Origin of the sequence: Methylorubrum podarium (assembly GCF_040270385.1) — a bacterium.
Lineage (GTDB): Bacteria > Pseudomonadota > Alphaproteobacteria > Rhizobiales > Beijerinckiaceae > Methylobacterium > Methylobacterium podarium.
The window spans coordinates 52,662-77,839 of sequence record NZ_JBELQE010000067.1 but is presented as its reverse complement, the minus strand read 5'-3'; the positions used below and the strand labels follow the sequence as shown (position 1 = coordinate 77,839).

The 25,178-nt window shown below is 71.1% G+C and carries 20 protein-coding genes and 1 pseudogene; 10 read left to right on the top strand and 11 right to left on the bottom strand.

Going from position 1 to position 25,178, the window contains the following annotated elements; translation table 11 throughout:
- Positions 1 to 142 precede the first annotated feature (142 nt).
- Entirely contained in the window at positions 143 to 1,474 is a 1,332-nt protein-coding gene (gene mnmE / locus ABS772_RS11745; RefSeq protein WP_350394671.1) for a tRNA uridine-5-carboxymethylaminomethyl(34) synthesis GTPase MnmE, read from the top strand.
- Between the two features lie 26 nt (positions 1,475 to 1,500).
- On the opposite strand, the gene ABS772_RS11740 is transcribed toward mnmE, so the two are convergent.
- A complete protein-coding gene (locus tag ABS772_RS11740) occupies positions 1,501 to 2,523 on the bottom strand; it encodes a PAS domain-containing protein (RefSeq protein ID WP_350394669.1) in 1,023 nt (340 codons plus the stop codon).
- A 362-nt stretch (positions 2,524 to 2,885) separates the two neighbouring features.
- Here ABS772_RS11740 and ABS772_RS11735 point away from each other — a divergent pair, with 362 nt between their 5' ends.
- The 6 genes and pseudogenes from ABS772_RS11735 to ABS772_RS11710 all read left to right on the top strand — a co-directional run.
- Positions 2,886 to 3,152 carry a DUF6894 family protein gene (locus ABS772_RS11735; RefSeq protein WP_350394667.1) on the top strand — a complete coding sequence of 89 codons (267 nt, stop codon included), beginning with the start codon at positions 2,886 to 2,888 and terminating at the stop codon, positions 3,150 to 3,152.
- Between the two features lie 253 nt (positions 3,153 to 3,405).
- Positions 3,406 to 5,280 carry a tRNA uridine-5-carboxymethylaminomethyl(34) synthesis enzyme MnmG gene (gene mnmG, locus ABS772_RS11730; protein WP_350394666.1) on the top strand — a complete coding sequence of 625 codons (1,875 nt, stop codon included), beginning with the start codon at positions 3,406 to 3,408 and terminating at the stop codon, positions 5,278 to 5,280.
- 90 nt (positions 5,281 to 5,370) lie between these two features.
- Entirely contained in the window at positions 5,371 to 6,006 is a 636-nt protein-coding gene (rsmG, locus tag ABS772_RS11725) for a 16S rRNA (guanine(527)-N(7))-methyltransferase RsmG (protein WP_350394664.1), read from the top strand.
- On the top strand, positions 6,003 to 6,863 hold the full coding sequence (locus tag ABS772_RS11720; RefSeq protein ID WP_238256585.1) for a ParA family protein: 861 nt from the start codon (positions 6,003 to 6,005) through the stop codon (positions 6,861 to 6,863). Before rsmG ends, ABS772_RS11720 begins: the two co-directional genes overlap by 4 nt.
- Before the next feature lie 33 nt (positions 6,864 to 6,896).
- Entirely contained in the window at positions 6,897 to 7,793 is an 897-nt protein-coding gene (locus tag ABS772_RS11715) for a ParB/RepB/Spo0J family partition protein (RefSeq protein ID WP_350394662.1), read from the top strand.
- 4 nt (positions 7,794 to 7,797) lie between these two features.
- Positions 7,798 to 8,064: pseudogene (locus tag ABS772_RS11710) on the top strand ((S)-ureidoglycine aminohydrolase); the annotation flags it as partial.
- 46 nt (positions 8,065 to 8,110) lie between these two features.
- Here ABS772_RS11710 and ABS772_RS11705 read toward each other — a convergent pair.
- The 3 genes from ABS772_RS11705 to lptE all read right to left on the bottom strand — a co-directional run bounded on the left by ABS772_RS11705 (position 8,111) and on the right by lptE (position 10,635).
- Complete coding sequence (locus tag ABS772_RS11705) at positions 8,111 to 8,974, bottom strand: intradiol ring-cleavage dioxygenase (protein WP_350394660.1); 864 nt, start codon at positions 8,972 to 8,974, stop codon at positions 8,111 to 8,113.
- 64 nt (positions 8,975 to 9,038) lie between these two features.
- Positions 9,039 to 10,070, bottom strand: a complete 1,032-nt coding sequence (holA, locus tag ABS772_RS11700) for a DNA polymerase III subunit delta (RefSeq protein ID WP_350394658.1) — start codon at positions 10,068 to 10,070, stop codon at positions 9,039 to 9,041.
- A 10-nt stretch (positions 10,071 to 10,080) separates the two neighbouring features.
- Positions 10,081 to 10,635, bottom strand: coding sequence for an LPS assembly lipoprotein LptE (lptE, locus tag ABS772_RS11695; RefSeq protein ID WP_238256582.1), 555 nt, complete (start codon positions 10,633 to 10,635; stop codon positions 10,081 to 10,083).
- A 410-nt stretch (positions 10,636 to 11,045) separates the two neighbouring features.
- Between lptE and ABS772_RS11690 the strand changes: the two genes are divergently transcribed.
- The 3 genes from ABS772_RS11690 to ABS772_RS11680 all read left to right on the top strand — a co-directional run bounded on the left by ABS772_RS11690 (position 11,046) and on the right by ABS772_RS11680 (position 15,056).
- On the top strand, positions 11,046 to 11,387 hold the full coding sequence (locus tag ABS772_RS11690; protein ID WP_238256581.1) for a hypothetical protein: 342 nt from the start codon (positions 11,046 to 11,048) through the stop codon (positions 11,385 to 11,387).
- A 159-nt stretch (positions 11,388 to 11,546) separates the two neighbouring features.
- Positions 11,547 to 12,659, top strand: a complete 1,113-nt coding sequence (locus ABS772_RS11685; protein ID WP_350394656.1) for a DUF2125 domain-containing protein — start codon at positions 11,547 to 11,549, stop codon at positions 12,657 to 12,659.
- A gap of 309 nt (positions 12,660 to 12,968) precedes the next feature.
- Positions 12,969 to 15,056 (top strand): tetratricopeptide repeat protein, encoded by a 2,088-nt coding sequence (locus ABS772_RS11680; protein ID WP_350394654.1) that lies wholly within the window; start codon positions 12,969 to 12,971, stop codon positions 15,054 to 15,056.
- A gap of 93 nt (positions 15,057 to 15,149) precedes the next feature.
- On the opposite strand, the gene ABS772_RS11675 is transcribed toward ABS772_RS11680, so the two are convergent.
- From ABS772_RS11675 to ispG, 7 genes are all read right to left on the bottom strand, one after another.
- On the bottom strand, positions 15,150 to 16,094 hold the full coding sequence (locus tag ABS772_RS11675) for a glycosyltransferase family 2 protein (protein ID WP_350394652.1): 945 nt from the start codon (positions 16,092 to 16,094) through the stop codon (positions 15,150 to 15,152).
- A 16-nt stretch (positions 16,095 to 16,110) separates the two neighbouring features.
- The gene (locus ABS772_RS11670; protein WP_238256577.1) at positions 16,111 to 17,049 is read right to left on the bottom strand and encodes a prephenate/arogenate dehydrogenase family protein; all 939 of its coding nucleotides are present in this window, start codon (positions 17,047 to 17,049) and stop codon (positions 16,111 to 16,113) included.
- Positions 17,046 to 18,155 (bottom strand): pyridoxal phosphate-dependent aminotransferase, encoded by a 1,110-nt coding sequence (locus ABS772_RS11665; RefSeq protein WP_350394677.1) that lies wholly within the window; start codon positions 18,153 to 18,155, stop codon positions 17,046 to 17,048. The genes ABS772_RS11670 and ABS772_RS11665 overlap by 4 nt, the downstream gene beginning before the upstream one ends.
- Positions 18,156 to 18,324: 169 nt before the next feature.
- Complete coding sequence (locus ABS772_RS11660) at positions 18,325 to 18,807, bottom strand: hypothetical protein (protein WP_350394650.1); 483 nt, start codon at positions 18,805 to 18,807, stop codon at positions 18,325 to 18,327.
- 119 nt (positions 18,808 to 18,926) lie between these two features.
- A complete protein-coding gene (locus ABS772_RS11655) occupies positions 18,927 to 21,161 on the bottom strand; it encodes a TonB-dependent siderophore receptor (RefSeq protein WP_350394648.1) in 2,235 nt (744 codons plus the stop codon).
- Between the two features lie 294 nt (positions 21,162 to 21,455).
- On the bottom strand, positions 21,456 to 23,492 hold the full coding sequence (locus ABS772_RS11650) for a potassium transporter Kup (protein ID WP_350394646.1): 2,037 nt from the start codon (positions 23,490 to 23,492) through the stop codon (positions 21,456 to 21,458).
- 289 nt (positions 23,493 to 23,781) lie between these two features.
- Positions 23,782 to 25,110 (bottom strand): flavodoxin-dependent (E)-4-hydroxy-3-methylbut-2-enyl-diphosphate synthase, encoded by a 1,329-nt coding sequence (gene ispG / locus ABS772_RS11645; protein WP_238255034.1) that lies wholly within the window; start codon positions 25,108 to 25,110, stop codon positions 23,782 to 23,784.
- Positions 25,111 to 25,178 lie beyond the last annotated feature (68 nt).

Below are 25,178 nucleotides of genomic sequence, written 5' to 3'. Positions count from 1 at the left end.
GAGGCAGGAGGTGGGGGTGGTGCAGAAGGCACCGCACCGCCTCGTTCTGAACCACCCCCACCTCCTGCCTCCTCCCCACAAGGGGGGGAGAGGGGCGATGACCGAAGCGATACAGCCGGAAACGGCATGACACGATCCGGCGATGACTCCCTCCCTGCCCACGCCCACCGACACCATCTTCGCCCCGGCGAGCGGCTTCGGCCGGGCGGCGGTGGCGGTGGTGCGGATCAGCGGGCCCGCTGCCGGGGCGGCCCTCGACCGGCTGGCCGGCGGACGACCGGAGCCGCGCCGGCTCTCCCTGCGCCGCCTGCGCGATCCCGCATCCCATGAAATCCTCGATCAGGCTCTCGTCGCCTGGCTCCCCGGCCCTGCCACCGCCACCGGCGAGGACATGGCCGAGCTGCACTTGCACGGCGGCCTCGCCGTGCGGGCCGCGGTGCTGCGGGCGCTCGCATCGGTTCCGGGTTGTCGGCCGGCGGAGGCCGGGGCGTTCAGCCGCCGCGCCTTCCTCAACGGCCGCATCGATCTCACCGAGGCGGAGGGCATCGCCGACCTCATCGACGCCGAGACCGAGGCGCAGCGCGTCCAGGCCCTGCGCCAGCTCGACGGCGCCCTCGGCCGTCAGGTCGCGACCTGGCGCGAGACCGGCATCGACTTGCTCGCCGGCGCAGAGGCGGCCCTCGACTTCGCCGACGAGGGCGACGTGGACGCGGACGATCTCGACGCCGCCCTCTCCGGCCGCGCGGCGGCCCTGCGCGACGCGATTCAGGGCGCTCTCGCCGACGGGCGCCGGGGCGAGCGCCTGCGCGAGGGCTTCTGCGTCGTGCTGGCCGGCGCTCCCAATGCCGGAAAATCGACCCTGCTCAACGCCCTGAGCGGGCGCGACGCGGCCATCGTCTCGGACATTCCGGGCACGACCCGCGACACCATCGAGGTGCGGTGCGATCTCGGCGGCCTGCCGGTGATCCTTGTCGATACGGCGGGCCTGCGCGCGACCGAGGATGCGATCGAGGCCGAGGGGGTGAAGCGCACGCATCGCCGCATCCGGAGCGCCGACCTCGTGCTCCACCTCATGCCCGCCGACGGACCGGCCGTCGCCGAGGGCCTCGGGGATATCCCCACCCTTCGGATTCGCACCAAGAGCGACCTCGCGCCCGGAGCGGGGGAGGGCGCCCTCGCCGTCTCGGCCGTCACGGGCGCCGGCCTCGACGCGCTTCTCGATGCGGTGCAGGCCGCGGCGGCGGCCTCATTCGGTCAGGGCGACGCGCTCGTCACCCGCGAGCGCCATCGCGCGGCGCTGACCCGCGCGGCCGGTCATCTCGACCGCGTCGCCGCCGCGCCGGCCGGCTTTCCGCCGGAACTGATCGCGGAGGATCTGCGCCTTGCCGTCCGGGCGCTGGGGGAGGTCGGCGGTCATGTCGGGGTCGAGGAGATGCTCGACCGCCTCTTTTCCGGCTTCTGTATCGGCAAGTAGGAGAGGCGGACGGGGGCGTTCGGGCGCTACCGCCTGAACACGGCGACCCGGTTGCCCTCGACGATCTGGAAGCCGATTCCCGCCCGCTGAAGGGCGGCGACGGCCCTCTCGTGACTGTGGCCGCGACGCCCGCCCTCGCCCTCCTCCAGGCGGCGCACCGTCGCGAAGGACAGCCCGCCCGCCTGCGCCAGATCCTGCATCGACCAGCCAAGCAGCGCGCGGGCCGCCCGCAGATGGCTCCCCTCGATCCCCTGCACCAGCCCCTTGCGCACCCCATCGACGACGGGAGCCGCCGGGCCACCCACCCGCGCGGCGTGGGTCGCCCAGGTCTCGGTACGGCCCTCCGCGTCACGGACGGGGGTGTAGAGGAAGCGGAACTCACTTTGGTTACCGCCCGCCATGACCAGCCGCTTCGAAACCTCGAAGGATTTCCCGGCGGCGATCATCGCCTGAATATGGGCGCGCATGCGGGCACGGTCGTCGGCGGCGACGACTTGGTCGCAGTTGGCCTGGAACGCCTCCTGGCTCACGCCTGTCAGGCTGAGGATCTCGGGCGACGCCACCCGCTGACCTCCGACATAGAGGGCCGAGTTCGACCAGGATTGCAGCACCTCGAACAGGGCCCACTGGCGTTTTCGCTCCGTGCGCAGGGCTGCCGCCATCTGCTCGCGGTCCGTCACGTCGAGCACGACGCCGGCGGCCGCACGGGGTCGTCCGTCGGGCGCGTGGTAGACGACACCCCGAAGATTCAGGCTTCGCAGCGTGCCGTCGGCCCGCAGGATGCGAACGGTGTGCTCACCCAGCAATCCGTCATGTCTGACGTCTTCTACACTCTCGAGCCGGCCCCGATCGTCTGGGTGGACGAAGCGGATGAGCCGCTCGTAACTCGGTGCCATGTCGCCGGCTTCGAGCCCGAGCAGACGATAGAGCCCCGGCGACCACACCTCCTCTCCCGTCGCGAACGTCCAGCCCCAGGTTCCGGTGAGGCCAAGACTCTCCATCAGTTGCAGGAATTCGTGAGACGAGAATCTGAGGTCGATGGCATTCATGGATGAGGCGCCGCAGGGGCATAGGCGAGAGGGCGAGGTTTGAACGACTTGGGCTCGTCCTGCAATCGATGCGCCAACGAGGCAGCGACGACGGAGCCCAAACACGCACTATTCTGCCGTCGATCCGATTGAATTGATTTCGAACGGCGCCCGAATTCGAGACTCTGACGCGCACGATTGTATCGCTCCGGAGCATTTTGCGGGCCCCCATCATCCATGAAGCTGAGCATATTTTGCCAACCATTATGGAGACACTTCATCGATTGCACACAAAATGCTCAATAGTTTTTCAATTTTTATCTTTATTCGCGCACCAGCATAGGGCATGATTGCTTGAGTATACGCTAAACCCCGAAACCGCCATGCCAAGATACTTCTTCAACGTGAATGACGGCCTCGACATCACGGATGACGTTGGGCTCGAATGCGCAAGCTTGGATGCGGCCCTGCGCGAAGCTGTCCGCTATGCCGGAGCGCTCGTCCAAGAATCGGGCAATCGTCTGGGTCTGGGCGACACATGGTCCTTGGAGGTGAGGGAGGAGGCAACCGCCTCGACCTTCTGCATCGATCTGCAGATCCGCCCCTGCGTCGCCTCGGCGACCGAGGCGCAATGCCGGTCCGCTGCCTAGAGCATCGTCTTTTTCCGAAAGCCGGCGGCCGCCTTTCGGGACGATGCTCTGGACGCCCTGCCCGTCACTTGATCGCGGTGCTCCGTGGGGCAACAGACGCGATGCCGTCGATGCGCAGCCTCCCCCCATGTCCGGCGCCGGCATTGATTCCCGGCACGGGAATGCACCCCTGAAACTTTCGATTTCCCGGTGCGCTCGGCGACGGGCCGGACGTGCGTTGACCTCGTCCATGGCACGCGCATAAGCACGGGTCATGCACATCCCTTCTTCCAGCTATGACGTCATCGTCGTCGGCGGTGGTCATGCCGGCGTCGAGGCGGCGGCCGCCGCCGCACGGGTCGGCGCCCGCACCGCTCTGGTCACGCATCGCGCATCCACCATCGGCGCGATGTCCTGCAACCCGGCGATCGGCGGCCTCGGCAAGGGTCACCTCGTGCGCGAGGTGGACGCCCTGGATGGCTTGATGGGACGGGTCGCGGATGCCGCCGGCATCCAGTTCCGCCTGCTCAACCGCCGCAAGGGCCCGGCCGTGCGCGGCCCCCGCACCCAGGCCGACCGGGCGCTCTACGCCCGCGCCATGCAGGCGGCGGTGGCGGAGACGCCGGGGCTCACCGTGATCGAAGGTGAGGCCGACGACCTGATCGTCGAAGCCGGCCGCGTCGCGGGCGCGGTGCTCACGGACGGGCGGCGGCTCGCGGCGGCGGCTTTGGTCATCACCACCGGCACCTTCCTGCGCGGGCTGATCCATATCGGCGAGCGGCAGATCCCCGCCGGGCGCGTCGACGAGGCGCCGGCCCTGGGACTGGCGGCGACGCTCGACCGGCACGGCTTCCGCCTCGGCCGCCTGAAGACCGGCACGCCGCCCCGGCTCGACGGACGCACCATCGACTGGGCCGTTCTGGAGATGCAGCACGCGGACGCCGACCCCGTGCCGTTCTCAACCCTGACCGAGCGGATCACCACGCCGCAGATCGCCTGCGGGATCACCCGCACGACGCAGGCGGTCCACGATCTGATCCGGGCCAACCTCCACCGTTCGCCGATGTATTCCGGCGGCATCAGCAGCCGCGGTCCGCGCTACTGCCCCTCGATCGAGGACAAGGTGGTGCGCTTCGGCGACCGCGAGGGCCACCAGATCTTTCTCGAGCCGGAAGGGCTCGACGACCCGACCGTCTACCCGAACGGCATCTCGACGGCGCTGCCCGAAGAGGTCCAGGCCGGGATCATCGCCGCCATTCCGGGACTGGAGCGCACGCGCATCCTGCGCCCCGGCTACGCCATCGAGTACGATTACGTCGATCCGCGAGAGCTCGACGCCACGCTCCAGACCAAGCGCCTGCCGGGCCTGTTCCTGGCGGGCCAGATCAACGGCACCACCGGCTACGAGGAGGCGGCGGGGCAGGGACTGGTGGCCGGGCTCAACGCGGCGCGACTCGCCGGCGGGTCCGAACTCGCGGTTTTCGACCGGGCCGAATCCTATCTCGGCGTAATGATCGACGACCTCGTCACCCACGGGGTGAGCGAGCCCTACCGCATGTTCACCTCGCGCTCGGAGTACCGCCTGAGCCTGCGCGTGGACAATGCCGACGAGCGGCTAACCCCGCGCGGCGCGGCCCTCGGCTGCGTCGGCTCGGCCCGCGCCGGGCATTTCGCGGCCTCGCAGGCGGCGCTCTCGGCGGCGCGCGCCCGGCTCGACGCCCTCAGCCTCACCCCGAACGAGGCCGCCGTCCACGGCCTCTCCCTCAACCGCGACGGCCTGCGCCGCAGCGCCTTCCAGCTCCTGTCCTATCCGGAGATTGGCTGGGACCGGCTCGCGGCGGTCTGGCCGGAACTGGCAGAGGTGCCGCCGCGGGTCGCGGAGCGGCTGCGCACGGATGCGACCTACGCGGTCTATCTCGACCGGCAACAAGCCGACATCTCCGCCTTCCGTCGCGACGAGGCGGTGCGCCTGCCGACCTCCCTCGATTACGGCGCCATCGCCGGCCTCTCCAACGAGATGCGGCTGAAGCTCGACAGCGTGCGCCCGATGACGCTGGGGCAGGCGGCCCGCATCGAGGGCGTGACGCCGGCGGCCCTCACGCTGCTCGCGGCCCACGCCCGCCGCGGCCGAGCCCAGGCGACGACGTGAGCAGGATGAGGACTTTATTCCGAAATCACGGGTCGATGACGTCCGACGCGACAGCGGATCTCGTGGCCAGGATTTGAAATATGAACTCGCATGAGCACTGATTTGCGCGCGCGCGTGCTGAGCGAGCACAATGTTTCACGTGAAACAACGGACGCGCTCGACCTCTACGTCGCGCAGCTCACCCGCTGGCAGACCGTGAAAAACCTCGTCGGTCCGGCGACCCTGTCCGAGGTCTGGCACCGCCACATCGCCGACGCGCTGCAATTGCTCGCCCTCGCGCCGAGCGCGACGCGGTGGCTCGATCTCGGATCGGGCGCCGGCATTCCGGGCCTCATCCTCGCCATAGCCGGCAAGGGCCGGCCCGATTTCCACGTCGGCCTTGTCGAGAGCAATGCGCGCAAATGCGCCTTCCTCTCGGAGACCGCCCGTCTCACCGGGGCGCCGGTCACCGTGCACAACGCGCGCATCGAAACGGTCGTCGGCACGCTCACCGGCATCGACGTCGTCTGCGCCCGCGCGCTCGCTTCGCTGACGCAACTTCTGGCCTGGACCGAACCTTTGTTGACAAGCGGCACGATCGGGCTGTTTCCGAAGGGGCGTGATGCAGCCGCGGAATTGACCGAGGCCGAGGATGCGTGGACATTCACCCGCGACCTGATTCCGAGCCGCACCGACTCGCAGGCACGGATCGTGCGCGTCACGTCGCTTTCCCGCGTGGACCCATGACCGATCTCTCCATGCCCGCACCGGCCCCGGCTGCTCCGGCTCAAGCCAAACCGCTCCGCGTGCTGGCGCTCGCCAACCAGAAGGGCGGCGTCGGCAAGACCACCACGGCGATCAATCTCGGTACGGCGCTGGCCGCCATCGGCGAGCAGGTGCTGGTGATCGACCTCGACCCGCAGGGCAACGCCTCGACCGGGCTCGGCATCGACCGGCGCCGCCGCAAGATCTCGACCTACCATGTCATGGCGGGCGAGGCGCCGCTGGCCGACGCGATCACGCCGACCGCGGTGCCGCGCCTCTCCGTGGCGCCCTCGACCATGGACCTGCTCGGCCTCGAACTCGAACTGGCGAGCGCGCAGGACCGGGCGCATCGCCTGCGCAACATCCTGCGCGAGCTCCGGATGCCGGAGGGGGCCGAGCCGATCAGCTACGTGCTGATCGATTGCCCGCCATCGCTCAACCTGCTCACCATCAACGCGCTGGCCGCCGCCGACGCGGTGATGGTGCCGCTGCAATGCGAGTTCTTCGCCCTTGAGGGCCTGAGCCAGTTGCTGCGCACGGTCGAGCAGGTGCGCGGGGCGCTGAATCCGAAGCTCCAGATCCAGGGCGTCGTGCTCACGATGTACGACCCGCGCAACAATCTCTCGACCCAGGTGGTCGCCGACGTGCGCGGCTTCATGGGCGACAAGGTCTACGAGACCATGATCCCGCGCAACGTGCGCGTGTCGGAAGCGCCTTCGCACGGCAAGCCGGTGCTGCTTTACGATCTCAAATGCGCCGGCTCGCAGGCCTATCTCCGGCTTGCCTCGGAAGTGATCCAGCGCGAGGGCCGGGCGCCCCCGCCCGCGGCCGCCGCTTAAGTCATTCAAGAGTTTGGAGTTTCGATCGTGGCAATGGCGGATGATACGGCGCGGCCGCGGCTCGGACGCGGTCTCGCCGCGCTGATCGGCGACTTTTCCGACGACAGCCCGGAGGAGGCGGCCCGCACCGCCGGACATCCGCAACGCAAGGTGGCGGTGGAGTTCCTGCGCCCGAACCCGCGCAACCCGCGCCGCCGCTTCTCGGAGCCGGAGCTCGACGAGCTGGCCGCCTCGATCCGCCAGCGCGGCGTGATCCAGCCCATCGTCGTGCGCGCACTCCCGGGCGTGCCCGGCACCTTCGAGATCGTCGCCGGCGAGCGGCGCTGGCGCGCGGCCCAGCGGGCGGGGCTCAACGAGGTGCCGGTGGTCGTCGTCGAGATCGACGACCGCACCTCGCTCGAATACGCGATCCTGGAGAACGTCCAGCGCACCGACCTGAACGCCATCGAGGAGGCGGCGGGCTACGAGCGGCTGATGGGCGAGTTCAAGTACACCCAGGCCGAGCTCGCCGACCTCCTCGGCAAGAGCCGCAGCCACCTCGCCAACACCCTGCGCCTGCTCCAGCTTCCGCCCGCGATCCAGGATCGGGTGATCGCCGGCGAGATCACCGCCGGCCACGCCCGGGCGCTGCTCTCCCTGCGCGATCCGGAGGCGGTGGCCCGCCGCATCGTCGCCGAGGGGATGTCGGTGCGCGAGGTCGAGGCGCTCGCCGCGGCGGAGGCGCCGCAGGACGACGTGCCCCGCCCCGGCCGGCCGCGCCGATCGGCGGACGGCGACGCCGCCCTGCGCTCCTTGGAGGACGTGCTCGGTCGGGCGCTGGGCTACCGCGTGGCGGTGAAGGCCAAGGCGAGCGGGGAGGGCGAGATCCGCATCCGCTACGCCAGCGCCGAGGAGCGCGACGCCCTCTGCCGCAAGCTCGGCGGAGCCTGACGCGATCGACCGCCGCGATCACGGGGCGAGCGGCGGCCTTCCCGATCAGACCGTGCTCCATACCGGCCGCGCGGTCTTCACCGAAGCCTATGCTGTGATCCCGCAGGGGGTCATGCGCGACATCGTCACGAGCCCGTTTCCGTTCCGGGGGAAGACCCGCGCCCGGGTGCTGGCGCGGCCGATGACGGGCTTCTCCGAAACCTTCTGCCACGGCCTGACGGAGACCGGGCCGGAGGCCGGCGCCGAGGCCGTGCTGTTCGTGGTGGACGGCGCGCCCTGGCGGATCGCGGGCGAGGCGAACTCGGCCTGAGCCGCCCTCACGGACGACGCGACAGTCCCGGCACGAGGGCGGCGAGCCGATCCTTCAGGGCGAGCCGCGGCGGCCCGAAACCCGGCGGCGGTCCCTGCCGCGGCCCGCCCGGCGGCGGGCGCTCGGGCCGGCCGGAGGGCGTGCGCGCCCGGTCGGTCCGTTCCGCCGCGTCAGCGCCGCGGTCCACGCCGATGACGAGGCTCGCGACGTAGCGGTCGCGCTCCTCCTTCACCGCGCAGAAGGCGCGCCGCTGCGGATCCTCCTCGCCGGCGATCCCGTCATTGGCATTGACGACGAAGCGCTCGGCCCTGCGCCCGCCATAGGCCGGCACCTGCGTGTAGAGGAACTCGTTGAGCGCGTCGGGGAAGTAGATCTGCCCGGTCAGCACCGTGCGCCGGTCGAGGAAGACCTTGACGTGGATGTGGGTCGCACGGCCCGCGTACCAGCCCGGATAGATCGTCTCGAACGCCGCCCAGCCGCGCGCATCCGTGTGCTGGGTGCCGCGCAAGAATGTCTGGCCGCTGGTATCGATGCTGCGCGAATCACCCTGGCCCGGATAGCCCGAGTAGAGCCCCTGCGCATCGCAGTGCCAGATATCGACCCGCGCGCCGTCCACCGGCGTGCAGGGCCCGGCCTCGATCACCTGCAGGCGCAGCCGCAGGGGCACGCCGGGCCGGCCCTCGGTGATGTCGGCGCGCACGAGGCGCGGATCGGTGTAGAACGGTCCCTCGATCGCCTGCGGCGTCAGCAGGCAGGCACCCTCGTCGGTGGCCTGGGACGCCGCGGCGGCCGGTCGGGCGGAGAAAAGGCCGGCGGTTCCCGCGCTCAGGAGCGCGAGCAGCCCGCGGCGCGAACTGGTGATCTCCGGCATCCGTCCCTCTCCCGCTGATGGTCGAGGGGGAGGCGATACGCCCGCAGGATGTCTCGATTGTTTCTCAGGCCCGCCGCCGCGCGGCCTCGACGGCGATGCGCAGGAACACGCCCTGTGCCTGGGCGTGGGCGAGATCCGGCTCGGACCGGCGACAGGCGAGCACCGCGTCCTGGAGCCACGCCACCGCCTGCTGCAGCCCCGGCGCCGACCAGCGGGCGAGCTGGGTCTCGGCCAGCGCCTTGCGGCGGAAATGCAGGCCGCGCCAGCTTGCGACGAGCTGGCTCGCGCTGCCGCGCGGGTTGTCGAGGCGGAGGGACAGCAGGGTGAGGGCGTGGCGCAGGCCCGCGCCGAGCATCGCCGAGGGGTCCATCCCCTCGTGGCGGAAGCGGCGATATTCCCGCTCGGCCTCGCCCGCACGGCCGGCGAAGGCCGCGTCGATCAGCGCGTTGAGCACGCTCGCCCCGACATCGCTGACGATCGCCTCGACGTCGTCCACGCCGACGCTGCCCTGGCCGCGGGCGTAGAGGGCGAGCTTGCCGATCTCGGACAGGCTGGCGCGGCGGTCGCTGCCGAGGCTGCCCGCCAGCAGGTCGCGGGCGTCGCGGTCGATGCGCAAGCCCTCCTCCTGCAGCGTCCGCTCGATCAGGTCGGCGAGGGTGCGTTCGTCGTCGGGGTAACAGGGCAGGGCGAGCGCCTTGGGCGAGCCCTCGCACAGCGTGCGAAGCGGCGCGGAGCGGGCGAGGTCGCCGGCCTCCACCACGATGCGCGCGCCCTCAACCGGGGCCTTCAGCACCGCATCGACGGCCGGCGCGTAGTTGCGGCTGCCGGAGCGGACCCAGATCGTGCGGCCACCGCCGAACAGACCGACGGTGCCGGCCTCGTCCACGAGCCGTCCCGGATCGGAGGCGAGGGTATCGCCGTCGATCTTGATGAGCGCGAAGGGATCGTCGGGATCCGCCACCATGCCCCGCACCAGCCGCGCCGACCGGTCGGCGACGAGGCCGGTATCGGGCCCGTAGACCAGGATCACCGCGACGCGCGGATCGGGGCCGCGCCGGACCAGCCCCTCGACGTCGCCGGCCTTGACCGCCGTCATGCCGCCGCCGTCAGGGGTTCGGCTTGACGGCGAGGACGGAGGCGAGCCGGGTCTTGATCTGGTCGGCCAGCAGCTTGGCGAGGCGGATCTCGGCGTCGCGCGCGGCGCGCAGCGAGGCGAAGCGCTGGATCGAGCGGTCGTAGGTCGCGGTGCCCGTCGCGACGCCCTCGGTGAGGATGCGGCGCCCGTCCAGGCTCTCCAGCGAGAACTTCACCGTGCCGACGATGGTGCCGGCCTCCGCCCGCGCGGTCGTCGAGGAGACGATCGGCGTCTGGACCTGCTCGGAGCCCTGCATCTTCAGCCGGTAGCGCTTGGGCACGGCGGCCTGGCCGGTTCCGTCGAGATCGAAGATCAGCTCGCTGCGCAGATAGTGCCCGAGGCGCTCCTGATCCTGGGCCATGTTGACGTCGTCGACCTGGATCGCGGCGAGCAGGCCCTGCATCGACTCGCCCGAGGCCGTCGGCCCGTAGAGCGGACGAAAGCAGGCACCGAGATTCAGCGCGAGACCGGCGGCGAGCGCGAGCCGCGCGATTCGAACCCCCGGCCGCTTCGTCGCCACACCCATCACCCGCGCCCCAAGGCTGTTACCGCGCCGCGTCCCGCCGATCCGCCCGAGACCGAAGTCTCGTGAGCCGGGCCGGCGCACGGCTCCGCTTGTACGGCAGGCACCGCGCCCGGTCACCCTGCCAGATCCATGCTTTACGAAGGCTGTGCGGCGAGACGATGATCGCGCGATCGAATCGGGACATCGCGGGGAGGTCAAGACAGCGCCGTCGCTTGTGGAACCAGACGGCGATCCCCACCTTGATCTGACCCCGGAATCCTTCCCGAACAGCGCCTTGACGGCGATCGGGCGAGCGTCGTAGAACAGAACAAATGGCGAACAAACGAGCCCTGTCCTGGTCGGTCGCGCTCCGCGATCTGAAGGACGATCGATCCCGGAGAGCGGATGTGCGCGAGGAGCGTCTCCGAACCATGGCGGGCCTGCGCGGTGCCGCCCCCGCCCTGAGCGCGTGGCGCGGGCGTTCCGGCCGCCGCTACGTCGTCGGCGTCCATGAGCTGGCCGAGCCGGACCTCGCCGAGGTCGACGAGGCGGTGGTCATCGCCGTGCGGCGGGACGATGCGGGCATCGCCCAGGCGGTCTCGATCGCCGCGTCCGGCAAGGGGCCGCGCGAGCGCCTTCACCGCAACTGGCTGGCCCGCGCCCGCCAGAAGGGTGCGACGGAGATGCACGTCCACCGCCTCGCGGAAGGCGAGGACGAGCGCCGCGCCGTCGTCGCCGACCTCGCCGTCGAGACGGAGACGGCGAGCGCCTGATCCCCTGTTCGGGCCCTCGCCCGCTCTCCGGCCCGTGACGGCCGGAGGCGGGGCAGGCCCTTGCCTCGGCCTTCGCCTTGGCCCTTGCCTTGCGCCGCCCCTCTCTCCAAACACGGGGGCGTCCGGCCGGTCCTGCCGGACCGCGCAGGAAAGAGCCCGATGGCGCAGACCCCCGAACCGATCCCCGGCGGACCCGCCCCCCGGCGGCGCAGACGGATCGGCCTGTTCCTCCCCTACATCCTCCTCGCCGCCCTCGTCGTCGCCTGGACCGGCGCGTGGTTCTTCATCCGCGCCAAGGCCGAGAGCGAGATGGATGCGTGGCTCGCCCGCGAGGCTCAGGCCGGCCGGCAATGGACCTGCGCCGATCGCTCGATCACCGGCTTCCCCTTCCGCCTCGAACTGCGCTGCGCCTCGGTCCGCTTCGCCCGGTCCGACGGCAGCTTCACCCTCGGTCCGACGACCGCCGTGGTGCAGGTCTACGATCCGCGCCACGTCGTCCTCGAAGCCACCGGCCCGTTCCATGTCGAGCAGGGCGACCTGACCGGCGACGTGACGTGGAAAGCCCTGGACGCGAGCTTCCACGCCACCTCCGACGGCTTCAGCCGTGCCTCGCTGGTCGTCGATGACCCGACGGGCAAGGTTCTCTCCCCCGATCTGGGCCCGATGGACTTCGCCGCCCGGCACCTCGAACTGCACGCCCGGCCGACGCCCGGCCGTTTCGAGAGCGACGGCGCCGTCGATGTCAGCCTGCGCCTCGCCAGGGCCGCCGTGCCGCGGCTCGACGCGCTCGCCGGCAGCAGCGATCCGGCCGATATCGATCTCGACACGACCATCGAGCGGGCCACGGTGCTGCGCACCGGCACGGTGGCGCGGGAACTGGAGACGTGGCGCCGGGCCGACGGCCGCCTCGACGTGACGCGCCTCTCCATCGCCAAGGGCGAGCGCCGCCTCCAGGCCAAGGGCGAGGTCGGCCTCGACGAGGCGCATCGCCCCGAGGGCCGCTTCGACATCCGCGCCCTCGGGCTCGAAGCCCTGGTCGGGCAGGTGATGGGCCAGCGCTTCGGCTCCGATAAGGGCGCGCTGATCGGCAACCTCGTCGGCCAGTTCCTCGGCGGGCTGCGCAAGCGCGAGGACGCCGGCGGCGAGGCGCAGGCGGCCGGCGCGGACGGCGCCAACGGCCTCAAGCCCCTGCCGACCCTGCGCCTGGGCGACGGACGGCTGATGCTCGGCCCACTCGCCGTGCCGAACGTGGTGTTGCCGGCCTTGTATTGAGGCTCGATCCTCCGGCCTAGGACCGGCTCCGGAGCCGCCGACGTTTCGGTGGCGCCATCGGCTTCCCGCCGATGACAACGCAGGCGCGTGCGCCATCTCCGCACGCGGAAACCGCACAATCCCGCCACCCTTCCCACCCCCTAGGCGCGCCGGCCGAGACGACGGCGTCCACGGGCCGTGTCGTCGGAGGATCCCGCCATGTCGTCGGAGACCGCAGCCCCCTCTGCCGCCCCCTCGGCGCCGATGTCGGGTCCCCCTGAGCGACGCGGGCGGTCCGAGGAGGCGCAGGGGCCACGGCGGGAGAGACCGGTGCGCGCCGCCCTCGGCGCGCTTCTCGTCGGCGTCGCCCTCGCGGTGCCGACCACCGCCGAGGCCGAGACGGAATCGAGCCCCACGCCTTCCTCGTCTCAGACGGCCCCGCGCGATCCTGCCGCGGAGGGGCGAGCACCGGCCTCGTCGCAGGCGCTGGGCGAGGCCTGCGACCGCGCCGTCGCCCTCCCGAAGGAGATCGAGGCCGTGAGCCCCGACCGGTCGATCCTCGACGGCGTGACCGAGGGGCGGACCGCCGCCCTGGAGGCCGCCGCGACCGCCTGCGCCGCCGCGGCGACCGCAGGGCCGGCGGAGGCGGGCGCCTCCTACCGGCTCGGCCTCGTCCTCAAGGCGCTGGAGCGCAAGGACGCGGCGCTCGCGGCCTTCCTGCGGGCGAAGGACCTCGGCTATCCCGGCGGCTACGACGCGGTCGCGGAGGGGCGCTTCGACGGGTCCTACGGGCCCGCCCTGCCGAAGGATCCGTCCGCCAGCCTCGCCGTGCTGAGCGAGGGCGTCGCGCGGACCGGCCATCCCGAGCTCAAGCGCTACCTGGCCCGGAACCTCGCCGGCGCCGAGCCGCCGCAGCGCGACAGTGCCCGGGCGCTCACCCTTCTGGAGGAAGCCGCCCGCGCCGGCCACGCGCCCGCCGCGGCGGATTGGGCGCGGAGCCTCGCCGAGGCGGCCGAGGGGCAGCCCGCGCCGGACGTGGCGCGCATCCGCGCCCTCCTGGAGGAGGCCGTCGCGGGCGGAAGCCGCTACGCCGCCTTCGTCTACGGCCAGTTGCACGACCGGGGAGTCGGGCTGCCGCGGGATCTCGCGGCGACTCGGCGCTTCTACCTCCTGGCCGCGGAACGGGACTCGATCGCGGCCATGCTGGAACTCGCGGGGATGATGCGGGAGGGCGAGGGCGGCCCCGTGGACATTGCCGGCCAGAGGCGCTGGCTCCTGCGGGCGAGCGGCCTCGGCAACGCCAGGGCGACGCTGGCGCTCGCCAATTCCTACATCGACAAGGCGCCGACCAGCGTGACGCTCGGTCTCGTGCTGCTCGAACGGATGGCCGAGGGCGGCTCCGTCGAGGCCGCGCACGGGCTCGGCGTCCGCTATCAGGACGCCGGCGGCGTGGTGCGCGACTACGCCCTGGCGATGAAGTGGTTCCGCCGGGCCGCGGAGGCCGGCGACGGCCGGGCGATGAACCAGATCGGCACGATCTACGATTACGGCCAGGGCGTGCCGGCCGACCACGAGGAGGCGCGGCGCTGGTACGACCGGGCGGCGGCGAAGGGGGTGGCCGCGGCCTACACCGCCATCGGGATGCAGTACGACCACGCCCGCGGCGTGCCGCGCGACCTCGCCGAGGCCCTGGCGTGGTACCGCAAGGGGGCCGAGCGCGGCTCGGCCGCCTCCATGAACAATATCGGCTACGCCTACATGGCGGGCCGGGGGGTGGCGCGGGACGACGGGCAAGCCGTCCGCTGGCTCGAACAGGCGGTCGCGAAGAACGACCGGACCGCCAAGCTCAACCTCGCCAACCTCTATTTCCAGGGCCGCGGGGTGCCGAAGGATCCGATCCGCGGTCTCACCCTGCTGCAGGGGGCGGCCGAACAGGGGCTGCCCCAGGCGCTCAACGACCTCGCGCTGATGGAGATGAAGCGGCCGCAGCCGAACGGGGCGCGGGCGGTGCGGATGCTGCGGCAGGCCGCGGTCGACGGGGCGGCGGTCGCCTACCACAATCTCGGCATGGCCCTGATCCAGGGCTGGGACGGCGTGCCCGACTACGCGGAAGCGAATTACTGGTTCCGCCAGTCGATCGACAACCGCTCGGACATCGACGCCGCGGCCTATTCGGAATCGCAGTTCCAGCTCGGCCGAAACCTCGTGGCCGGCCGCGGCACCGACCGCGACGTCGAGGGCGGCATGGGGCTGATCCTGGCCTCGGCCGCCGCCCGCAATCCCCGGGCGATGAGCTTCCTCAGGACCACCGGACAGGCGCGGGCGGTGAAAACCAGGGGCGGAAGCGGGACGTCCGTGCGGAAGGCCGGGACGGCCAAGGGCAGGAAGGCGCCCGCCAAGCGGAGGGCGCAGCGTTAGGGCATCGTCCCGAAAGGTGGCCGCCGGCTTTCGGAAAAAGACGATGCAAACAAGAGGCTCGAGCATCGTCCCGAGCGGTGGCTGCCGACGCCCCTACCAGGGGCGCGGCGCCCCGAAGAGCTTGCGCTGGACGAAGCGGCCGGCGGCCTCGACGCGCGGCCGGTGCAGCTGGCGCAGACGCCAGAGGCGATGGTCCCGCGGCGCGACCGGCCGCGCCAGTTCCGGCACGGCGCCGGCCCGCGCCCGCAGCCGCGCGGCCTCGGCCGGCGCGACGCTCTCCGCGTAGGCGAGGAAGTGGCGCATCTCGTCGAGGGTCGGCCCGACCCAGCTCCGGGTCCGGAGGCACGGCTCGGTCTCCGCGCGCGCCCCATTGCCGGAGTCAGCGGAGGCGGAGGCGGGATAGAGATTCAGCCGGATCTCACCGTGCCGCACGCCGAGCACGGCGTCGGGCCGGCGCGGGTCCGGCTCGGCGGGGCTGAAGTCGCTCATCAGCCGCTCGCCCTGCACCAGCGGGACCAGGTTCGCGTCGGTGATCGCGGCGACGGCGCCCTGCCGATAGATCGCCGTGACGACGTGGTTCGCCTCGCCCTCCGTGTCGGCGAGGCTGCGAGGGAAGCGGCGCAGCAGGAGGTCGCCGGGGGCGCCTTCCGGCTCCGCGGTGTCGAAGACGCGCCGGTTGACCACCACCGCGCCGGCATGGGGCGGGATGCGGGCGATCCAGTCCTGGATCGAGCGGCCGGGCGCCGGCACCAGGATTTCGTCGAGGCCGAGGAAGGCGGCGAAGCGGAACAGCCGCGCCCGCGAGGCGAGAAAATGGTTGATGGCCGCGTAGAGCGGCGTGGTGCCGACGCGCGTCGGGCAGGGCAGGGTGGTGACGCCGATCGCCTCGTGCGCCTTCAGGAGCGCCGCAGCCTCGCCGTCGAGACCGTTGTCGTAGATCACGAAGTGGCGCACGCCGACCGCCCGGTGGACGGCGAGCCACTCGAACAGGTCGGGCGCCGCGCCCTCGACCACGGCCACGATGGCGAATGTCCGCATCTTCCGCGCCTCTCCCTCAGTTCTGCGGTGCCGCGGGCGCCGCCGCGTTGCGGGCGCGGCCGAAATCCGGCTCGGCGGTTTCCTGGCCCATGGCGACGATGCCGCGGCGGATCGCGCGGGTGCGGGTGAACAGGTCGTGCAGGGCCTCGCCGTCGCCCCAGCGGATCGCCCGCGACAGGGCCGACAGGTCCTCGTTGAAGCGCCCGAGCATCTCCAGCACCGCGTCGCGGTTGGTCAGGAAGATGTCGCGCCACATGGTCGGGTCGGAGGCGGCGATGCGGGTGAAATCGCGAAAGCCGCCCGCCGAGAACTTGATGACTTCCGACTGCGTGACCTCTTCGAGGTCGGCCGCCGTGCCGACGATGTTGTAGGCGATCAGGTGCGGCACGTGGCTGGTGATGGCGAGCACGAGGTCGTGGTGCTCGGGCGTCATGGTCTCGACGATGGCGCCGAGGCCCTGCCACAGGCCCTGCACCCGCTCCACCGCCGCCGGATCGGCCCCCTCGGGCGGGGTCAGGATGCACCAGCGGTTCGAGAACAGGGTGGCGAAGCCCGAATCCGGCCCCGAATACTCGGTGCCCGCCACCGGATGGGCCGGCACGAACGGATTCTTCTCGGACAGATGCGGGGTAACGGCCGCGACGACGGCGGCCTTGACCGAGCCGACATCGGAGACGACGGCGCCGGGCTTCAGGTGCGGCGCGATGCCCGCCGCCACGTCGCCGATGGCGCCGACCGGCACGCACAGGATCACGAGGTCGGCCCCGGCGACCGCCGAGGCCTCGGTGCTCGCCGTCTCGGCGAGTCCCAGCGCCGTCACCCGCTCGATCACGCCTGCATCGCGGTCGATCGCCACGATCTCGCGGGCAAGCCCGTAGGTCCGGGCACCGCGGGCGATCGACGAGCCGATCAGGCCCAGCCCGACGATGGCGAGGCGCTCCACCACCGCGCTCACGAACGCGGCGCTCCCAGGAAGGCGGTCAGCGCGTCCACGAAGGCGCGGTTGGCCTCCGCGCTGCCGACGGTCACCCGCAGGGCGTCGGGCAGGCCGTAGGAGGCGACGCGCCGCACGATCACGCCCGCGCGCGTCAGGTGCGCATCCGCCTCCGCCGCCGTGCGGCCGGGCGCGTCGGAGAAGTGGACGAGCAGGAAGTTGCCGACGCTCGGCGTCACGGCAAGACCCAGCCCCTCGACCGCGCGGGTGAGCCAGGCGAGCCATTCGTCGTTATGCGCCACCGCCGCCGCGACATGGGCCTCGTCGGCGATCGCCGCCGCCCCCGCCGCGATGGCCGCGGCCGAGACGTTGAACGGCCCGCGGATGCGGTTGACCGCATCGACCACCGCCTCGGAGCCGACCATCCAGCCGATGCGCTGCGCCGCCAGCCCGTGGATCTTCGAGAAGGTGCGCGTCATCACGACATTCGCCGCTTCGAGCGCCAGTTCGAGGCCGGCGGTGTAGTCGTTGGCCCGCACGTACTCGGCATAGGCCCCGTCGAGCACGAGCAGGACGTTGCCGGGCAGGCCGGCCTGCAGGCGGCGCACCTCCTCGAACGGCAGGTAGGTGCCGGTCGGGTTGTTGGGGTTGGCGAGGTAGACGATCCGGGTCCGGGGCGTCACCGCGGCGAGGATCGCGTCGACATCCGCCGTCAGGTTCGTCTCCGGCGCCACCACCGGCGTGCCGCCCGCCGTCAGGATCGCGATGCGGTAGACGAGGAATCCGTGCGCGCAGAAGATGCCCTCGTCGCCCGGCCCGACGAAGGCGAGCGCCAGCAGCGACAGGAGCTCGTCCGAGCCCGCGCCGCAGACGATGCGGGCGGGGTCGAGCCCGTAGCGGGCGCCGATCGCCGCGCGCAGGCGGGTGGCGCTGCCGTCGGGATAGAGGGCGAGCGTCGCGGCCTCGGCCCGCACCGCCTCGATCGCCCGCGGGCTCGGGCCCAGCGGCGTCTCGTTGGAGGAGAGCTTGTGGATCTTCGCCACCCCCGGCGCGGCGCTCTTGCCGGGCACGTAGGCCTCGATGGCGAGCACGCCGGGACGCGGCTGAGGGCGAAGCACGGGGTCGATCACGGACATGGGCCAGGGCCAGCGGAAGAGTCGGACGGGGATCTGCCCCGTCCCTCTACAGCATTTCGCGGGAACGGGGAGCCGCCGACATCGCCGTGCGCCGGTCAGGCGGCCGTCGGGCCCGCGCCGCGGCGCGAGGATCGATCGCCCTCGTCGTCGCCGTCGATCGCTAAGGCTGCGCCGGCTTCCTCTCGGGGGCGGGCGGAGTGGCGCCCGGCGGCAGCAGGACGTTCTTGGCGACGTTGCCCTCCGGGCCGTACTCGCCGGCGACGGCGAGGCAGGCCTGCTCGCGGTTGAGGTTCATCTGGTTGGACATCAGCGTGAAGATGCCCATCACCCGGTTGCCGAAGGGACCGCGGGGGCTGACGTCGGCGAGCCGCGTGTTCTGCTTGGCGAGCAGCGCCTCGAATTCGTCCGTGCCGAGCTGGTAGCCGCAGACGTTGACCGCCGAGAAGATGTAGGCGGCGAATTCCAGCGCCCGCGGGCTCGGCGCGTTGCGGATCGGCCGCGGCGGCGCGGCTTCCTTTGACGCCTCCGGCGGGGTCGCCTGTTGCGGCGCCGGCTGCGCGGGCGGCGCGGCGGGCTCCTGGGCGGCGGCGGGCAGGACGAGGCCGCCCACGAGGAGGGCGGCGAGAAGGGGACGGACGATCATGACGGCGGGCGTTCCTCGAGCGGGCGGATTCTCATGATCCGCTTAAGCGAATCCGAGATAGCCCGGCGGCCCGTCGCCTCCAAGCGCGTGCGGGGCCCGCGGACGGGCCCTGCGGCGCTTCACCACTTGTAGCTCACGCTCGCCAGCACGCGGCGGGCCTCGCCGTAGAAGCACTCGTTGGCCGAGATGCAGGAGGAGACGAAGCGGCGGTCGCCGAGGTTGGTGGCGTTGATCGCCGCGCGCCAGTTGTCCCAGGTGTAGTGGATCTGCGCGTCGAACAGCACGTATTCCGGCACCGTCAGGGTGTTGGCGACATCGGCGAAGGAGCGCCCGACATAGCGGACGCCGCCGCCGAAGCCGAAGCCGCGCCAATCGCCGGTCGGGATGGTGTAGTCGGCGAAGACCGAGGCCAGCACCTCCGGGATGCGGGTCGGCGTGCGGCCGACCTGGTCGGCGTTGCCCTTGATGGTCTGAAGGTCGTAGGCGGTGAAGGCGCCGACGAGGTTCAGACCCTGCGCGAGGTTGGCGACCGCCTGGACCTCGACGCCGCGCGAGCGCACCTCGCCGAGCGGCGCGCTGAAGAAGGTGCCGGGCACCGGCTGCAGCACGTTCTGGCGCACGAGGTCGAAGGCCGCCGCCGTGAGGAAGAAGCCGTAGCCGACGGGCTCGAACTTGACGCCCACCTCGACCTGCTCGCCGTATTCCGGCAGGTAGCTCCGGCCGTTGGCGTCCGAACCGATCTGCGGCTGGAACGAGGTCGAGTAGCTGACATAGGGCGCCAGCCCTTCGGGGAAGTTGTAGATCAGGGCGGCGCGGCCGCTGAAGGCCTCGTCGCTGCGGCGGCTGCTGTTGGTCGGGCTGAGCCGGTCGCGCACGACGTTGTCGGCGAAGTCCTGGCGGCCGCCGAGGACGAGGGTCAGCCGGTCGGTGAGCTTGATCTGGTCCTGAGCGTAGATGCCGAGTTGCTGGAAGGTGTCGGCGTTGACGAGGTAGGGCGAGGGACGGCCCAGGATCTGGCCGTAGATCGGGTTGATGATGCTCAGCGGCGTCACGCTGTAGCCGGCCGCGAAGTTGGTGCCCTGGTTGTCGTGCAGGTCGTAGCGCTTGTAGTCGAGGCCGATCAGGAGGTCGTGGGCGAAGTAGCCGTCGAAGAAGCGCGCCTCGGCCTGGTTGTCGACCTGGAAGATCCCGACCTTCGAACTCGTCAGGAACTGGTAGCGCGCCAGCTGCGTCTGCGCCGCGTCGGCGTAGCCGGTCTGGTTGAGGTAGGAGTTCTGGAAGGCGTCGCTGAACGAGTAGCGGAGGTTCTGGCGGAAGCTCCAGGTCTCGTTGAAGGCGTGCTCGAACTCGTAGCCCGCGAAGGCCTGCTCACGCTGGAAGGTGTTGATGGCCGGGTCGCCGACATTGAGCGAGCGCGGGATGCGCAAGCCGCTCAGGTTGGGCCGCGCGGTGCCGAGATAGGGCAGGAAGTTCGCCGTGACCGCGGTCGAGTCGCGCTGGTAGCTCGTCAGGACGGTGAGCGAGGTGCCCGCGTCCGGACGGTAGGTGAGGGCCGGCGCGATGTAGGCCCGGTCGTCGGGCGCGCCGTCGACCTGGGTCCCGCCCTGCCGCCCAAAGCCCGTCAGGCGATAGAACCAGTGACCGGAATCGTCGGCGGGGCCGCCGATGTCGAAGGCGCCGTAGACCTGCCCGAACGAGCCGCCGCCGACCTCGACGTAGCCGAAGGGCTGGGTCGTGGGGCGCTTCGTGATCTGGTTGATGATGCCGCCCGGATTCCCCGCGCCGAACAGCACGGCCGCGGGGCCGCGCAGCACCTCGATCCGCTCCAGGCCGAAGGTCTCGACCTTGAAGGTGCCGAAGCCGTAGTTCAGCACCTGCAGACCGTCGCGGTAGATGCCGTAATCGCTCGCGATGAAGCCGCGCAGGGTGAAGTAATCGACGCGGGTGTCGGCACCGAAGGTGCCGGAATAGACGCCGGCGGTGTACTGCGTCGCCTGGGTGAGCGTCTGCGCCTTCTGCGCGTCGATCTGCTCGCGGCCGACCACGGTGATCGATTGCGGGGTCTCGATCAGCGGGGTGTTGGTCTTGGTCGCGGTGGCGGAGCGGGTTGCGACGTAGCCCGTGACCGGGCCGCGCGGATCCTCCGGCGCCGCCCGTCCGTCGGGGCCGCGCTGGGCCGATTGGCCGCCGCCGGTGGCGCCGGCGCCCCGGCCGCTGCCCTCGACCGACAGCTCTTCCAGCCGCGCGCTCGCCTGCTGCGCCGCGGCGCCGACGGTGAGCGCGAGGAGTGAGGCGCCTGCCAGCGCCATCGTCCGCAGGGCGCGGACGCCGACGAGAGTGCGAACCGAGCCCATACGCCTGACCCCTTTTGTCCGGCAGCCAACCGCCTCCGCAGGAACGCGCGGAACGAGACCGGTCGGTTGTTTGGAATTATGCTAAACTGTTGTTGTTGCTTGCTTTTCGCAAGCGCAGCCGTACGAGACGGTGCGCGCGGACGCAAGACAGTCGCGCGCAAATCACCGCCCTGTAGCGAGCCAGCCACAGGACTTGGCGCAACCTTCCCGTGTTGTTTTCGGACGAAACCCGTCCGACGCTCCCGGCGCGGCACCGGCGCCGGATGCGAGAGCGTGACCGTCAGCGCGTGATCGTCAGACGGTCACCTGGGTGCCCACTTCGACGACGCGGCCGGTCGGGATCTGGAAGAAGTCCGTGGCGTCGTTGGCGTTCTTGGCCAGCGTGATGAAGATCCGGTCCTGCCACAGCGGCATGCCGGAATGGGCGGCCGGGCGGATCGAGCGGCGCGACAGGAAGAACGAGGTCGACATGATGTCGAACTTGAAGCCCTCGCGCTTCAGCAGCGTCAGGGTGCGCGGGATGTTGGGCGTCTCCATGAAGCCGAAGCGCATCACCACCCGGTAGAAGCCGAAGCCGACGGGCTCGATCCGCACCCGCTCCCCTTGCGTCGCCCGGGGCCGGTCCATGGTCTCGACGGTGAGCACCACGTTCTTCTCGTGGATCACCTTGTTGTGCTTCATGTTGTGCAGGAGCGCGGCGGGCGCGATCTCGGGATCGCTCGTCAGGAACACCGCCGTGCCCTTCACCCGCTGGTAGGAGGTGCTCTTCTCCAGCATGCCGACGAGCTCGATCAGCGGCACGTCGGTCTTGCGGGTCTTGTTGAACAGGATCGTGACGCCCCGCACCCAGGTCCACATCATCAGCATCAGGCCGCCGGCCAGCATCAGCGGCACGTAGCCCCCCTCGTGCAGCTTCAGCAGGTTCGAGAGCAGGAACAGGGTTTCCAGCACGATGAAGGGCATGATGATCGCCGCCGAGACCAGCGGCGAGAACCGCATGACCTTCCACAGCACCACGTAGGCCATGCTGGCGGTGAGCAGCATCGTTCCGGTCACGGCGATGCCGTAGGCGGAGGCCAGCGCCGAGGAGGAGCGGAAGGTGACCGCGAGGATCACCACGCCGAGGCAGAGCAGGGTGTTGATCTGCGGCAGGTAGATCTGGCCGGAATGCGCCTCGGAGGTGTGGCGGATCTCCATGCGCGGCAGCATGCCGAGCTGGATCGCCTGCCGCGACAGGGAGAAGGCGCCGGTGATCACCGCCTGGCTCGCCGTCACGGTGGCGATGGTGGCCAGCAGCACCATCGGGATCAAACCCCATTCCGGCACGAGCTGGTAGAACGGATCGGTGGTCTCGGGCTTGGCCAGCACCAGGGCGGTCTGGCCGAGATAGTTCAGGACGAGGCAGGGGGCGACGAGGCCGAGCCACGCCACCTGGATCGGGCGGCGCCCGAAATGGCCGAGATCGGCGAACAGCGCCTCGGCGCCGGTCACCGCCAGGAAGACGGCGCCGAGCGCCACCAGGGCGCCGGTGCCGTGGCCGAGGAGGTAATGCAGCGCGTACCAGGGATTGAAGGCGGCGAGCACGCCCGGATTGCCGGCGATGTGGGGCAGCGCCGCCGCGGCCATGGCCAGGAACCACACCACCATGGCCGGCCCGAAGAAGGTTGCGACCCGCGCCGTGCCGTGGCTCTGGACCGCGAACAGGCCGAGGATGATCGCCACCGTGATCGGCAGGACGTAGTCGCTGAAGGCCGGGGTGACGAGCTTGAGGCCCTCCACCGCCGAGAGCACCGAGATCGCCGGCGTGATGACGGAATCGCCGTAGAACAGCGAGGCGCCGAGCAGGCCCAGCATGAACACGATCTTGGAGCCGCCGAGCGCGTGGCGGGCCTGGGCCATGAGCGAGAGGATGCCGCCCTCGCCGTTGTTGTCCATCCGCAGCAGGATCGCGACGTACTTGATCGTGACGATCAGGAGCAGCGCCCAGATGATCAGTGAGGCGGTGCCGATCACCTCCTCGGCGAGAAGGATGCCGTCGGTGCGCGAGGGGCCGAGCGCCTCGCGGAAGGCGTAGAGCGGGCTCGTGCCGATATCGCCGTAGACCACGCCGACGGAGCCGACGGTGAGCGCCCAGAAGCCGGCCTTGGAGTGGCCCTCGGCCGAAGCGTCGGTGGGATCGTGCGCCCCGGCCGAGGCCGCGACCGGGCCGCCCTCGCCGGGGGCCGGACCGTCCACGACGGGCGCGGCCGTCGGGTTCTCAGCGCTCGAATTCGCGACGCTCGAACTCGCGGCGCCCGAATTCGCGGCACTTGGGCTGGCAGGCTGGGTCATCGGGCAGGCTTGCCTGGGCTCGTGCGTCGTCCGACCGGATGTGGCGGAGGCGCATGAAGGAAATGCGTCGGTGGTGCCAATCGACCACGCCGACACGACGATCGGGCCGCGTAAGGGCGGCTCGCCGGAGGCCGGGCGGGGCGGGGTCGGCTCGCGGGGCTCGGACCGGACGTCACGACGGCCGGAAAGGCGGAACGCGGATCGGAGCAGGCGTCCCGACCCGAAACGGAAAGACGGCCGCCCCATCCACCCGCGCGGGGGATGAAGGCGGCCGTCTCACCGGAAAGACTCACTCGGCGGCGTCGCGCTTGCCCTGGCCGAAACGGCGCTCGATGTAGTCGATCACGATCGTCTCGAAATCCTTGGCGAGGGTCGCGCCGCGCAGGGTCATCGCCTTCTTGCCGTCGATGAAGACCGGGGCGCTCGGGCTCTCGCCGGTGCCGGGCAGCGAGATGCCGATATCGGCGTGCTTCGACTCACCGGGTCCGTTGACGATGCAGCCCATCACCGCGACGTTGAGGCCCTCGACCCCCGGATAAGTCTTCTTCCACTCCGGCATGGAGGTGGTGATCCAGTTCTGGATGTCGCGGGCCAGTTCCTGGAAGGTCGTCGAGGTGGTGCGGCCGCAGCCGGGGCAGGCGGCGACAAGCGGCACGAAGGTCCGGAAACCCATGGTCTGCAGGAGTTCCTGCGCCGCCTTCACCTCGACCGTCCGGTCGCCGCCGGGCTCCGGCGTCAGCGAGTAGCGGATCGTGTCGCCGATGCCCTCCTGCAGCAGCACGCCGATGGCGGCGGAGGCGGCGACGATGCCCTTCGAGCCCATGCCGGCCTCGGTGAGGCCGAGATGGATCGCGTAGTCGGAGCGGCGCGCCACCTCGCGGTAGACCGCGATCAGGTCCTGCACCGCCGAGACCTTGGCCGAGAGGATGATGCGGTCCTTGGGCAGGCCGAGGGACACCGCGCGGTCGGCCGAGGTCAGGGCCGACTGCACCATCGCCTCGCGCATCACCGCGCGGGCGTCGATCGGAGTCGGCGAGCGGGCGTTCTCGTCCATCAGGTGCGTCAGGAGCTCGCCGTCGAGCGAGCCCCAGTTCGCGCCGATGCGCACGGTCTTGCCGTACTTGATCGCCTGCTCGACGATGGTCGAGAACTGCGTGTCCTTCTTCTCCTTGAAGCCGACATTGCCCGGATTGATCCGGTACTTGGCGAGTGCCTCGGCGCAGGCCGGATGGTCGGACAGGAGCTTGTGGCCGATATAGTGGAAGTCGCCCACCAGCGGCACGTGGCAGCCGATGCGGTCGAGCCGCTCGCGGATCTTCGGCACCGCCGCCGCCGCCTCGTCGCGATCGACGGTGATGCGCACCAGCTCCGAGCCGGCGCGGGCGAGCTGGGCGACCTGGGCCACGGTGCCGTCGATGTCGGCGGTGTCGGTGTTGGTCATCGACTGGACGACGATCGGCGCGCCGCCGCCGACGGTGACCGCCCCCTCGCCCTGTCCGATCTGCACGCCGACGGTGCGGTGGCGCGGTGCCGGCCCCGCGATCTCCGGCCCCTTCATGTTCGGGCTCCGGGATTCGAGCGGGTTTGCCAGGGCGTCGGGAGCTTCCATGACTTCCATCGTGCCTTCGCGGGTCAGGTTTCGTCCGCGCGTGCCGGTCTCGGACGTCCCGCGGGCGCGGAAACGAT